This window comes from Devosia salina (assembly GCF_019504385.1).
GTDB classification, from domain to species: Bacteria; Pseudomonadota; Alphaproteobacteria; order Rhizobiales; family Devosiaceae; genus Devosia; species Devosia salina.
The window spans coordinates 1,180,046-1,192,646 of sequence record NZ_CP080590.1; the positions used below are offsets into that span (position 1 = coordinate 1,180,046).

Annotated in this window: 11 protein-coding genes; 9 read left to right on the top strand and 2 right to left on the bottom strand. The window is 63.6% G+C overall.

The window, feature by feature from the left end; all coding sequences use genetic code 11:
• Nucleotides 1–226 precede the first annotated feature (226 nt).
• Nucleotides 227–1,219, top strand: a complete 993-nt coding sequence (locus K1X15_RS05575) for an MDR family oxidoreductase (protein WP_220306517.1) — start codon at nt 227–229, stop codon at nt 1,217–1,219.
• Here the strand turns inward: K1X15_RS05575 and K1X15_RS05580 are convergent.
• Nucleotides 1,203–2,249, bottom strand: a complete 1,047-nt coding sequence (locus K1X15_RS05580) for a LacI family DNA-binding transcriptional regulator (RefSeq protein ID WP_220306518.1) — start codon at nt 2,247–2,249, stop codon at nt 1,203–1,205. The genes K1X15_RS05575 and K1X15_RS05580 overlap by 17 nt on opposite strands.
• A 167-nt stretch (nt 2,250–2,416) precedes the next feature.
• On the opposite strand from K1X15_RS05580, the gene K1X15_RS05585 reads away from it, so the two are divergent.
• The 6 genes from K1X15_RS05585 (at nt 2,417) to K1X15_RS05610 (ending at nt 8,550) form a co-directional block, all read left to right on the top strand.
• On the top strand, nt 2,417–3,451 hold the full coding sequence (locus K1X15_RS05585; RefSeq protein ID WP_220307445.1) for a Gfo/Idh/MocA family protein: 1,035 nt from the start codon (nt 2,417–2,419) through the stop codon (nt 3,449–3,451).
• Between the two features lie 11 nt (nt 3,452–3,462).
• The gene (locus K1X15_RS05590; protein ID WP_220306519.1) at nt 3,463–4,365 is read left to right on the top strand and encodes a sugar phosphate isomerase/epimerase family protein; all 903 of its coding nucleotides are present in this window, start codon (nt 3,463–3,465) and stop codon (nt 4,363–4,365) included.
• A gap of 88 nt (nt 4,366–4,453) precedes the next feature.
• On the top strand, nt 4,454–5,686 hold the full coding sequence (locus tag K1X15_RS05595; protein WP_220306520.1) for an ABC transporter substrate-binding protein: 1,233 nt from the start codon (nt 4,454–4,456) through the stop codon (nt 5,684–5,686).
• A gap of 67 nt (nt 5,687–5,753) precedes the next feature.
• Nucleotides 5,754–6,656 carry a carbohydrate ABC transporter permease gene (locus tag K1X15_RS05600; RefSeq protein ID WP_220306521.1) on the top strand — a complete coding sequence of 301 codons (903 nt, stop codon included), beginning with the start codon at nt 5,754–5,756 and terminating at the stop codon, nt 6,654–6,656.
• Nucleotides 6,653–7,480 (top strand): carbohydrate ABC transporter permease, encoded by an 828-nt coding sequence (locus K1X15_RS05605; protein WP_220306522.1) that lies wholly within the window; start codon nt 6,653–6,655, stop codon nt 7,478–7,480. The genes K1X15_RS05600 and K1X15_RS05605 overlap by 4 nt, the downstream gene beginning before the upstream one ends.
• Nucleotides 7,477–8,550 carry an ABC transporter ATP-binding protein gene (locus K1X15_RS05610; RefSeq protein ID WP_220306523.1) on the top strand — a complete coding sequence of 358 codons (1,074 nt, stop codon included), beginning with the start codon at nt 7,477–7,479 and terminating at the stop codon, nt 8,548–8,550. The genes K1X15_RS05605 and K1X15_RS05610 overlap by 4 nt, the downstream gene beginning before the upstream one ends.
• An 18-nt stretch (nt 8,551–8,568) precedes the next feature.
• Here K1X15_RS05610 and K1X15_RS05615 read toward each other — a convergent pair whose 3' ends face one another.
• Nucleotides 8,569–9,732: an HPP family protein gene (locus K1X15_RS05615; protein ID WP_220306524.1), complete on the bottom strand. Its 1,164-nt coding sequence runs from the start codon at nt 9,730–9,732 to the stop codon at nt 8,569–8,571.
• A 486-nt stretch (nt 9,733–10,218) separates the two neighbouring features.
• On the opposite strand from K1X15_RS05615, the gene K1X15_RS05620 reads away from it, so the two are divergent.
• Nucleotides 10,219–11,067, top strand: coding sequence for a phytanoyl-CoA dioxygenase family protein (locus K1X15_RS05620; RefSeq protein WP_220306525.1), 849 nt, complete (start codon nt 10,219–10,221; stop codon nt 11,065–11,067).
• 123 nt (nt 11,068–11,190) lie between these two features.
• Nucleotides 11,191–12,480 (top strand): ABC transporter substrate-binding protein, encoded by a 1,290-nt coding sequence (locus tag K1X15_RS05625; protein ID WP_220306526.1) that lies wholly within the window; start codon nt 11,191–11,193, stop codon nt 12,478–12,480.
• Nucleotides 12,481–12,601: the final 121 nt, after the last annotated feature.

Below are 12,601 nucleotides of genomic sequence, written 5' to 3' on the forward strand. Positions count from 1 at the left end.
CCGCGCCACCGGCGCGTCGAGCCCTTCGGGACGGCTTGAAGTTCGTCGGTCCCGCGTGTTGTCGGTGAGGACGGGCAGAGTATGAGGGTGGATTTGGCGCGGGGATAAGTCTTGTCGAGGCCGCAATCAGGTCTTTGGCGTTTCCAGGGCTGGTCACCGGCAAGCGCTCTTCGCTAAGGTCGGCGACGGCCTCGCAGGAGAAATGGCCGCAAGAGGAGAAAAGCCCATGAGTTTCCGCGCTTTGCTGACCGAGAAGGCAGACGACGGGTCCATATCGTCGTCGGTTCAGGCACTGGACGACGCGCGCCTGCCCGAAGGCGATGTCACGGTGGACATCGAATGGGCCGGGCTCAACTACAAGGACGGTCTGTGCCTGACCGGGCAGGGCGGACTGGTGCGAAACTATCCCCACGTGGCCGGGATCGACTTTGCGGGCAAGGTGCGTGACAGCCAGGACTATCGCTATCGCGTCGGGGATGCGGTGGTGCTGACGGGCTGGCGGGTCGGCGAGACGCATTGGGGCGGTTATGCCGAGCGGGCTCGGGTGAAGGCTGACTGGCTGGTGCCCCTGCCGGGTACGCTGACCACGCGCGACGCCATGGTCATCGGAACGGCAGGCCTCACCGCCATGCTGGCCATCAACAGGCTCGAGGCCGAGGGCATCACGCCTGCGAGCGGCGAGATACTGGTGACCGGCGCCGCCGGTGGCGTTGGGTCTATCGCCGTGGCCCTGCTCAAGCGCCTGGGCTACACCGTCGCGGCACTCTCCGGGCGGCCCGAGCATGCCGACATGCTGACCGCCCTCGGCGCTGCCAGCGTCGTCGACCGCGCCGAATTCCTGGGCCAACCCGACAAGCCGCTCGAAAGCGCGCGTTTCGCTGCGGCAATCGATAGCGCCGGCGGCGACGTGCTGGGCAAGCTGCTGCGCCAGATCGCTTATGGCGGCGTCGTGGCGAGCCTCGGCAATGCCGGCGGTATCGGCCTCAACACCAATGTCCTGCCCTTCATTCTGCGCGGCGTGACACTGGCCGGTATCGACAGCGTCATGCAGCCCTTCGATGCCCGCATGGCGGCCTGGTCACGGCTGGCCGGCCTGTTCGACTTCAACGCCTATGCGGAAAATGTCGCGGAGATTGGCCTCGAGGGATTGCCCGAAAAGGCGGAACAGATCCTGCGCGGCCAGGTCAGGGGCAGGGTGCTGGTCAGACCGGCGGGTTAGATAGGGGCTGGTCGCTGTCCCCCTCGATGAGTTCGAGCGGCACGACGCGGCGCACGACACCCAAAGGATAGTGCTCGGCATAGCCGGGCATGGTTGCCAGCAGGGATTCCGCCAGTTCGATGCCCAGGTCGCGCAGCGAAAGATAGAAACAGGTCAGCTTGGGGTTGAGATACTGCGAATTGGTGCTGTGACGGCCGATGATGGCAAAGTCCGCGCCCGGCCGTATGCCGCAATCGTAGAGCCCGCGATAGAGCCCCACCGTCAGCATTTCATTGGTGAGAATGAAGCCGGTTGGCCGTCGATCGGGCGGCATGGCCGCGATGCGTTCGCCGATCTCGTGCCCACCGCGGTCGTTGGGGAAGGAACGGAAGATCAAGTCCGGGTCGAAGGCGATGCCATGTCGCTCCAGCGCCTCGCGATAGCTGTCGATGAAGACGAACCCCAGATTGGTGTCATCGATCGGGGCGAACGCGCCGATCCGCCGGTGCCCCTTGGCTACCAGGCGATCAACGCCCGTCCGCGCCATGCCCTCGAAATCAAGGTCGAGCCAGGGGTGGCCGACGTCGGTCAGGCTGCGCCCCAATGCGATGAAGGGAATTTTGCGCTCGGCCAGATAGTCGATCCGGTGATCGTGCCGCTTGGTCGCGGAGATGATGAGCGCATCGACAAAGCCCCGCGCCACCACACGCTGCAGATAGGCATCGGGATCTTCCTCGGACGAGCATAGCAGGACGACGAGGTCGAGCTGGTGGCGCGCCAGCACCGCCTGCACGCCATCGAAGACACTCATGAAGAATACGTCGCCCTCGCCAGTGATCTGCGAGCCGGACTGCATCATGAAGCCAACCACACCGGTTGTGCCTTTGCGCAAGGACCGGCCGGCCTGGTTGGGCACATAGCCCATGGCCGCGGCAGCCTCCATCACACGCTTCCGAGTCTCCTCACTGACGTCGGGCTTGCCGTTGAGCGCGCGGGAAACCGTGCCGATGGACACATTGAGTGCCTCTGCCAAACGCCTGATACCAGTCATATTTTCAGACTTTCCCCCAAGTGCGGCCCGTCGCATTCGAAAACGTTTACGAAAACCTATTGACACAGGCGCCGTCCCGATAATAGCGTCGTAAACGTTTACGGGACAGCGTTCTGTGATGCCGCACAAGATGGCAAGGACGCGTGAATGTCCATAGGGAGGACGACGTGGTGTTTCAGGCGGTGCTCGTCGGTTGCGGCGGCATGTCCAAGGGCTGGCTGTCGGCCATTGCCGACCATCCCCTGCTCAAGGGCAGGGTGAAGGTTGTCGGCCTGGTGGACCTCGATCGCGCCACGGCAGCGGCGCGCGCCACCGAGTTCGGGCTCGGCGATATCGTCATCGGTACAGATCTCGATGCCGTGCTGGCCCAGACCAGGCCGGACCTGCTGTTCGACGTCGTGGTGCCGGCTGCCCGTGCCAGTGTGGTCGAGACCGGCCTCCGCCATGGCTGCCACGTGCTCAGCGAGAAACCGATGGCGGCCAGCATCGCGGAGGGCCGGGCGATGATTGCGCGTGCCAAGGCCGCGGGCCGCGTGCATGCGGTGGTGCAGAACCGGCGCTTCATCGCCGGCGTACGCCGGCTGCGTCGGCTGATCGAGAGCGGCGCGCTTGGCGAATTGACCAGCCTCAATTGCGATTTCTTCATCGGTGCTCATTTCGGCGGGTTCCGCGAAGAGATGGACAATGTCCTGCTGCTCGACATGGCCATCCACACGCTGGACGCGGCACGCTTCATGTCCGGCAAGACACCGCGCGCCGTCTATTGCCTCGAAACCAATCCGCCGGGCTCCTGGTATCGGCATGGCGCCGCGGCCAACGCCATTTTCGAGTTCGACGACAATGTGGTGTTCAACTATCGCGGTTCCTGGGCGGCCGAAGGCGCCAATACCAGCTGGGAAAGCGCCTGGCGCATCATTGGCACCAAGGGCACCGTGATCTGGGATGGTGCCGACCATTTCGAGGCCCGCGTCGTGACCGGCGACACCGGCTTTTTCCGCGATCTCGCGGACATCGACGTTCCCCCACCGAATGATGAGAACCAGACGCATGGCCATGCCAGCGTGTTGGCCGAATTCCTCGACGCCATCGAAGCCGGGCGGGCCCCGGAAACCGATGGCGCCGACAATATCAAGAGCCTCGCCATGGTCTTTGCCGCCATCGAAAGCGCCAAGGCCGGCCAGCGCATCCCCATTTTTACCTGAAGGACCATTTCGTGAGCGATCCCGCCAAATCCATTCGTATCGGCACCATGATCAGCGCATCGGCCGGCAAGGCCGCCGAGCGTATCGGCGAGATCGCCGATCTGGGGTTTGAAAGCTTCGAGCCCTTCTTCTGGCAGACCACTAACGGGCAGGATCTCGCCGAACTGGGCAAGCGCTGCAAGGACGCCATTGGCGACCGCGACATCACCATTTCCACCATCGGCATGTTTGGTAACCCGCTCGAAGACCAGGAGATGGACCGCCAGACCCTGCAAGGCTGGAAGGACTGCATCGACAACGCCCACCATTTCGGCGCTACCTGCGTCGCCGGCTTCACCGGCCGCATCCGTAACAAGCCGCTGACCGATAGCCTGCCGCGGTACAAGGAGGTGTGGTCGGACCTTGCCAAACGCGCCGCCGACAAGGGCATTCGCATCGCCTTTGAGAACTGCGCCATGGATGGCAACTGGCAGACCGGCGACTGGAACATCGCCCACAATCCCGATGCCTGGGAGCTGATGTTCAACGAGACGCCGGATGACAATATCGGGCTCGAATGGGAGCCCTGCCACCAGATGGTCTATCTCATCGACCCGCTGCCGCAGATCCGCAAATGGGCGCCGAAAATCTTTCATGTGCATGGCAAGGACGCGACCATCCGCTGGGACGTGATCCGCGAGCACGGCATTTTTGGCAAGCATCCCTTCGTGTTCATGCGCACGCCCGGCTTCGGCGACAGCAACTGGACCGACATCATTTCCGAGCTGCGCCTGGCCGGCTGGTCGGGCTCCATCGACATCGAAGGCTGGCACGACCCGGTCTATCGCGACGCGCTGGAAATGACGGGGCAGGTCCGCGCGCTCAATCATCTGAAAGACGCGCGTGGTGGCGACTACGTCGACAACCGCGAGTGACGAAATTTCCCGCCGCGCAGCGAGGAGAGTGCGGGGCGGGGATATGAACGGCGGGCGGAGGGCCCGTCATCAATGGGAGGAGAGAACCATGACTATCCGTTTCGGCCTGGTGGGGGCGATTGCCCTTGCAACCACATCGATGCTGACGCTGGGTGCCGCGCTGGCCCAGGATGAAGTGACCATCACCATCTGGTCGCTGGACGACGCCAACCAGCCGGCGCTGAACCTGGCGCGAGAATTTGACGAGCGCGAGCCCGGCATCAAGGTGGAATACCGCGAGATCCAGTTCGACGACGTTGTGTCCGAGGCCATGCGCGCCTTTGCTACCGGCCAGGCGCCCGACATCATCGCCGTCGACAATCCCGAGCACGCCCTGTTTGCAGCGCGCGGCGCCTTCCTCGACATCACCGACAGGATCGCCAATTCCGAGGTGATCGACCCGGCCAACTACTTCCCCGGCCCGCTCAACTCGGTAGCCTGGGACGGCAAGCTCTATGGTGTCCCCAAGGCCACCAACACCATCGCGCTCTATTACAACAAGGATCTCTACGCCAAGGCCGGTATCACCGAGCCGCCCAAAACCTGGGACGAACTGGTGGAAGTCTCGCGCAAGCTGAATGATCCTGCCAACAACATCTATGGCCTGGCCTTCTCGGCCAAGGCGAACGAAGAAGGCACCTTCCAGTTCCTGCCCTGGGCCCAGATGGGCGGCGGCGGCTATGACAATATCAATGCCCCCGGCGCGGTGAAGGCGCTCGAAATCTGGAAGACCATTCTGGACGAAAAGCTGGCCTCGCCCGATACGCTGACCCGTGGCCAGTGGGATTCCACCGGCACCTTCAATTCGGGCAATGCGGCCCAGGTCATCTCCGGCCCGTGGGAACTTAACCGCATGCTCGAAGAAGCCAAGTTCGACTGGGGCGTCGCGCTCCTGCCCACCGAAACCGAGGGCGGCACGCGCTCCTCGGCCATGGGCGACTTCAACTGGGCGATCTTTGCCTCGACCCAGCACCCTGACGAAGCTTTCAAGGCCTTGGAATATTTCGCCAGCCAGGACGATCGCCTGTTCCCCGAATTCGGCCAGCTTCCGGCCCGCTCGGATATCGGACTGCCGGAGACCGGCGTCGCCCTGAAGGATGCCGCGCTCAAAGTCTTCCTTGAGCAGCTCCAATATGCCCAGGCGCGTGGCCCGCATCCGGAATGGCCCAAGATTTCCAAAGCCATTCAGGACGCCATCCAGCAGGCCCTGACCGGCCAGACCGAGCCGCAGGCCGCGCTCGACCAGGCCGCCGCAACCATCGGCGGCATCCTGGGCAACTGATCCCTCCCGACGACTGGCTGCCCGGGCAACCGGGCAGCACTTTCTCATTGTTCCAGGGGAGGGTGCGTTGACCCGCCTGCTTTCCAGCCTGCGCGACGGCAAGGGCTTCGACATCGTGCTGGTCGCGGTGCCGTTGCTGTTCCTCCTTGCGCTCTCCGGCCTGCCGCTGATCTACAACGTGGTGATGAGTTTTCAGGAGGTTGACATGTTCAGCCTCGGGACGTTCGCCCGCCCATGGGTGGGTCTGAAGAACTACATCGCCGTGTTCAGCGCGCCCGAAACCTGGCCGATCATGCGCAACACCGCCGTATTCGTGGTCTGCTCGATTGCCGGGCAGTTTCTCCTCGGTTTCGGGCTGGCGCTGTTCTTCACGCAGAAATTCCCCGGGGCATCCTATATCCGCGGCCTGTTCCTGGCCTCCTGGGTGATGCCGGGCCTGGTAGTGGGCGCCATCTGGAACTGGATCCTTGCCGGCGATTTCGGCGTCCTCAACTATGTGCTCAAAGCCCTCGGCATCATCTCGGAGAACATCTTCTGGCGCTCGGACACCAACTGGTCGCTCTGGGCCGTGATTATCGCCAATATCTGGCTCGGCACCGCCTTCAACATGATCCTGTTGGCCGTGGGCCTGGCCGGCATACCGCGCGATCTCTATGAAGCTGCCGAACTGGACGGCGCCACTTCCTGGCAGCGCTTCTGGACCATGACGCTGCCGATGATGCGCTCGACAATCGGCGCGGTTATCTCTCTGGGGCTGATCTTCACCCTGCAGCAGTTCGACCTCTTCGCCGCCATCACCTCCGGCGGGCCGGCGAATTCCTCCAATGTCGCCCAGTACTGGGCCTGGGAGCAGTCGTTCCGGCAGTATGACTTCGCCAAGGGCTCGACCATTTCCGTGGTCATGATCGCCGTCGTGATGATCGCCTCGATCATTTATGTGCGCTCGACCCGTCACGAGGTGCGCGGATGACCCAGATCTGGATGCAACGCCTGCTGCTGCTGGTCGCCCTGGCCCTGGCGGCGCTCTATCTCTTCCCGCTCTACTGGATGTATGTCACCAGCCTCAAGACAGGTTCGGAGATCTTTGCCACCCCGCCCGGCCTCGTGCCCGCCAATCCCCAATGGGGCGTATTCTCCTATGTCTGGGAACTGCGCGGCATGGGGCGCTTTCTCTGGAATTCGACCATAATCGCCTTCGGCACCATGGCGCTGACCGCCATTCTGGGCACCGGCTGCGCCTATGTGCTGGCGCGTTATCGCAATATCTGGATCGACGTGGCGCTGTTCCTGGTGCTGATGCTGCAGGTGCTGCCGGCATCGCTGATGATCACCCCGATCTTCGTCGGCTTTGCGCAACTTGGCCTGCTCAACCATCCGCAGCTTGCAGTGGTCCTGGCCATCACCGCCAAGTCCATGCCGTTCTTCGTGGTCCTGGTGCGGGCGAGTTTCATGAGCGTTCCCGCCGAACTCGAGGAGGCAGCCCTTGTGGACGGCAATTCACGGGCCGGGGCCTTCTGGTCCATCGTGCTGCCGCTGGCCCGCAACGGTATCCTGGTCTCGGCCATCCTGATCTTCATGCAGGCCTTTGGCGAGTTCGTTTATTCCAAGTCGATGATTCCTGCCGTCGAACTGCAGCCCGCATCGGTGGGGCTCAACGCCTTCATGGGTCCCAACACCACCGAATGGAACAACATCATGGCCTACGCCACGATCTATGTGACGCCCATTCTGGCCGCCTTCGTCATCCTGCAGCGCCGCATCGTCGCCGGCCTAACCTCGGGAGCCCTCAAATGAGTGCCCAACCGCAGATCGAACTCATCGGCATCGACAAGCACTATGGCAGCTTCCACGCCCTCAAGAACATCGACCTGACCATCCCCAAGGGCCAGTTCGTGGCCTTGGTCGGACCCTCGGGCTGTGGCAAGTCCACCCTGCTGCGTTCCTTGGCGGGGCTGGAAAGCATCACCGGCGGCACCATGAAGATTGCCGGCGACGTGATGAATGGCGTGCCGCCGCGAAAGCGCGACGTCGCCATGGTGTTCCAGTCCTATGCGCTCTATCCGCATATGACTGTCGAGCAGAACCTGACCTATTCGCTGCGCCTGAAACGCGTGTCCCGCGAAGAGATGAAGCGGGCCACCGAAGAGGTGGCCAAGACCATCGGCCTGTCGCAATTGCTGCATCGCTACCCCCGTGAACTCTCGGGGGGCCAGCGCCAGCGCGTGGCCATGGGGCGCGCCATCATCCGCCATCCCAAGGCCTTCCTGTTCGACGAGCCGCTGAGCAATCTCGACGCCGCCCTGCGCGTTCATATGCGCAAGGAAATCCGCGCCCTGCACGACCGGCTCGGCGCCACCTCGGTCTATGTGACGCACGACCAGATAGAGGCCATGACCATGGCCGACCACGTGGTGGTCATGCGCGATGGCGTGATCGAACAGCAGGGCAGCCCGCTCGAACTCTATGATAGCCCGGCCACCCGCTTCGTCGCCGGCTTCATCGGCTCGCCGGCCATGAACTTCGTGAACGGCAGGATTGGCGCGGACGGGCAGAGCGTTGCACTCGATCTCCCCGGCACAAGGCCAATTCCCCTTGGCCGCGCGGCGGAGGCCGGCCGCAAGGTGCTGGTGGGCCTGCGCCCTGAGCATCTGGTGGCCTGCAATCCTCTCGAGGCGCCGCTGACCCTGCCGGTGGCGGTTGTCGAATCCACCGGTTCGCTGACCTATGTGACGACGTCGGGCGCGGCGGAAATGACCGTCGTCGTCACCGGCCGCAGCGACCTGCGGGCGGGCGATCAGATCGCCCTCACCATCGCGCCCGATCGCGTACATCTGTTCGACGGCGAGACGGGCAGGGCCGTCTGAGGCCGCCTTGGCGAGCGCTCAGGCGATCTGCGCCAGTTCCTTGGTGTCGGCGCCGAACAGGGCGGCGATCAGATCGGCCTGGGTGACCATGCCCCTGAGAGTGCCGTCATCCGCGGCGACCGGCAGATGATGGTGGCCGGTATCGAGCATCAGCTTGATCACCAGCGCGATCGGCATCGCTTCGGAGACGGTTGCAACCTGGGTGGTCATCACGTCACGGACCCGGCCGCGCAAGGGCCGGTCGGAATTGGACATGGAGCGCAGGCGCCAGCCCAGCCCCGATGAGGCATGTGCGGGTCCCCATTCCGCCTTCTCGAGCAGGTCCGTCTGGGTCAGGATGCCGGCCACATGCCCGGCCATGTCGGCCACGGGCAGGGCCTTGACCCCATTGGCACGCATGGTGCGCAGGGCAACGCGCAGCGACGTCCCGGGTTGTACACTAATGACCTCGCGGGTCATGACCATGCCGGCCGTAATGCCGCCCGAGCGACGCGCAAACGCCAGGAGGGCCGCGCGCTCCAGCATCTGTTCGAGATCGACCGGATCCACGCTGACCACTTCGTCCCGCTCCTCGATGGCGAGCTTGAGGTCCTCGACCGAAATGCCAAGGCTTACTTTTGGCGCAAAGGGGATCACCTTGGCTTCTGCAGCCGGGGCAGGGGCCGGCCGGTGCGGATAGTCCTTGCCGGTCAGGCGGTTGAAGGCCATGGCGGCGAGCAGCAGCAGCAGCGAATTGATCGCGACCGGCCAGGCGACGAATCCATAGCCGAGCCCGGTGATGGCCGGCCCGCCAATGACGGCGGTGAGGGCCACGGCGCCGCTCGGCGGATGCAGGCATTTGAACGAAAGCATCAGCCCGATGCTGATCGACACCGCAAGGGCCGCTGCCACCGGGGTCGGCCCGAGCCATTGCGCGGCCGTGACCCCCACCACCGCTGCGATGCAATTGCCAGCCAGTATCGACCAGGGTTGCGCCAGCGGGCTGGAGGGAACGGCAAACAGCAACACGGCCGACGCGCCGATCGGGGCCATCAGCAGGGGCAGTTCCGGACCTTGTCCCAGTGCCAGTGCAGTGACGCCGGCGGTGATCAGGATACCGAGAAAGGCGCCCAGGGTCGCGCGAAGCCGCTCGAGGGGGCTTACGGTGACCATGTTGGGCAGGAAGCGGACAAGGAAATTCATGGCGCTCCCCGTAGCATCGGGCGTCCATCGGCTCAAAGCGCAGGAATGCGTTCTTGCCCGCCATTGCGCAAAAAATTGCTTCGTTTCGAGGCGGTTATGCACAGGGGGGAGAAGCGCAGCTGGCGGGATGCTCGGGGGCGGTATCGTTTTCGGCCGCAGCGACCCCGCGGCGACGCCGTCAAGCCTATTGACTTGTATGGAAGCAATTGTGATCTTGTCGCCAATCTGAGCGGGGACAACCTCTCAGGAACGGCCGGAGACACGTCATGGGCCCAAGGGCCCAGCCAGGGTATGTGGTAAAGCGTGAGCTACGCGGTACGTCTGCTGTCTGACCGATACTAACCAACGGACAGCTGCTCGTATCGACCTTCTGAGTTGCCCGCAAAACGATTGCAACCGTGCGGTCGCGGTTGGCGGGACGATCCTTCCCAGCAGCACCGCGCTTGTGACAGCGACCCCGATTGGGGGGCGTAGCGGGAGGATGGGATGGAGACCGGATCCGGTGCGGCCTGCACCGAACTCGAACGTTATCTGTTCGACCTCAATGGATATCTCGTCATCCCCGACGCGCTGTCGCCTCAGCAGGTGGCGGCCTGCAACGCCACGCTCGACCAGCATCAGGATTTCGTCGGCGACGGGTGGGACGGCCATCTGCGCCTCTACAACAATCCCGACCGGCAGGAAGGTCTGGTCCTGCAGCAGGTCTACGAGGCCGGCCCCGTCTGGGAAGAGATGATCGATCACCCGTCATGGTTCGCCAAGGCGGTGCACTTCATCGGCTCGGACGATCCCGAAAACTTCGACGGCCATCATGGCCCCGCCTTCATCGATGAATGCTTCGCCTCGGTCCGTGGCCCGGGTCAGGCCCTGCGCCTGCATTCGGGCGGCCATGTCGGCACCATCCGCACGCAATACCGCTTCCATGCGGGCAAATTCCACTGCGGCCAGGTCAATGTGCTGGTGGCGCTCAACGATATCGGCCCCGGTGACGGCGCCACCATGGTCATTCCCGGCAGCCACAAATCCAATCTGCGCCACCCGCAGACGGTCGCCGTGGACAAGCGCGAAGAGCAATCCTCGGTCGATGGCATTGCCGGCGCGGTGGAGGTGCATCTGAAGGCCGGCGACGCGCTCATGTTCGTCGATGCCATCATGCATGGCTCGGCGCGGCGCACCAATCCGGGCCAGCGGCGCATGACAGTTTATCGCTACGGCCCCAGCTGGGGGTATTTCCGGCACGACATGATCCCGAGTGCTGCGCTTCTGGCGCGGCTGACGCCCGAGCGGCGGCGGATCGTCATGCCGCACAAGGCCCCGATTGCCGCAAATGGCTAGGCGACGATAGGGCGAAGAATTTGCTGGCCCGTACTGCGAGGTACGTAAGTCAGTGGAGCAATGGCGATGCCGGTCGAGGACCCGGCACCGCTCAACGAGGGAATGCTCAAGGGAGGAACAACGATGAGCAAACTGACAAGAAGAACATTTCTGGGGGCGTCGGGCTCGGTGCTGGCCCTGGCGGCCATCGGCCGTCCGGCTTTCGCTCAGAGCACGGAAATCCGTCACTTCTGGTGGGGCAATCCCGAGCGCGATAAGCGCACCTTTGCGGTGATCGACATCTTCAACCAGAAGAATCCCGACATTCACGTCACCGGCGAAACTCTTGGTTTTGCAGACTATTTCACCAAGCTGACGACCCAGATCGCCGGTGGCAACATGCCCGACGTGATCCAGCAGGGCTATGGCGTGCTGTTCGAATACATCGCCAATGGCGCCATTGTTCCGCTCGACGACTATGTCGGCAAGAGCCTCGACATTTCCAAGATGGACCAGAGCGCCATCGATGCGGGCACCGTCGATGGCAAGTTCTATGCCCTCTCCATCGGCGCCAATAGCCACATGGCTATGTTCAATACGCGCCTGTTCGAGGAAGCCGGGATTGTCCCGGGCGAAACCTTCGACCCCTATGGCTATACCTATGACGAACTGGCCGAGTTTGCCGCCGCCATCAAGCAAGCCACTGGCGTTCCGGGCACCGACGACAACACCGCCGACTATCAGAACTTCTCGGATTTCGTGGTGCAGAAGGGGGCCATGCTGTTCAATGAGGACGGTTCCTATGGCCCCACCCAGGAAATCGTCGAGGAATACTGGTCGACCTGGGAGAAAATCCGCAATGCCGGCGGCACCCCGCCGGGACCGGAAAGCGCCAGCCTGGCTGGCGTTTCCGACCTGGCGCAGATGGGCGTCGTCACCGGCAAGACGGCCATGACCTATCTCTGGTCCAACCAGTTGGTCGGTGTTCAGAGCCTGATGCAGGACAAGCTGGGCGCCGCCATGTATCCGAACACCCCCGACATGGTGCCCGGCTCCATCGTTCAGCCCAGCCAGTTCGTCTGCCTCACTCGCGACAGCGCCAATCCCGAGGCGGCGACGGCCTATATGAGCGCCTTCGTCAACGATCTCGACATGACGGCGGTGCTGGGTCTGGAACGCGGTATCCCGAGCCAGAGCGAGGTGCGTGAGGCGCTCCAGCCAAAGCTGACCGAAGTCGAAGCTCTCTCGGTCGAATTTTTCGACAAGATCCAGGGCAAGACCGCCGTGCTGCCGCCGCCGCCCCCCAGCGGCTCCAATGAGGTCGAGCAGACCTTCGAACGGCTGGCGGTCAACGTGTTGCTCGGCGAGCGCTCGATCCCGGAGGTCGCATCCGACTTCCTCAATCAGGCCCGCGCAATCCTGGCACGCGCATAGGCCTGCTGACCCGGTCCGCCGCCCTCTCTCCCGTGGGGCGGCGGATATTCTCCCCGGGACGAGGCGGCACCTGTCATTGGTCACGACAGGTGCTGCATCCCGGCCTATCTTGCCCTGACGG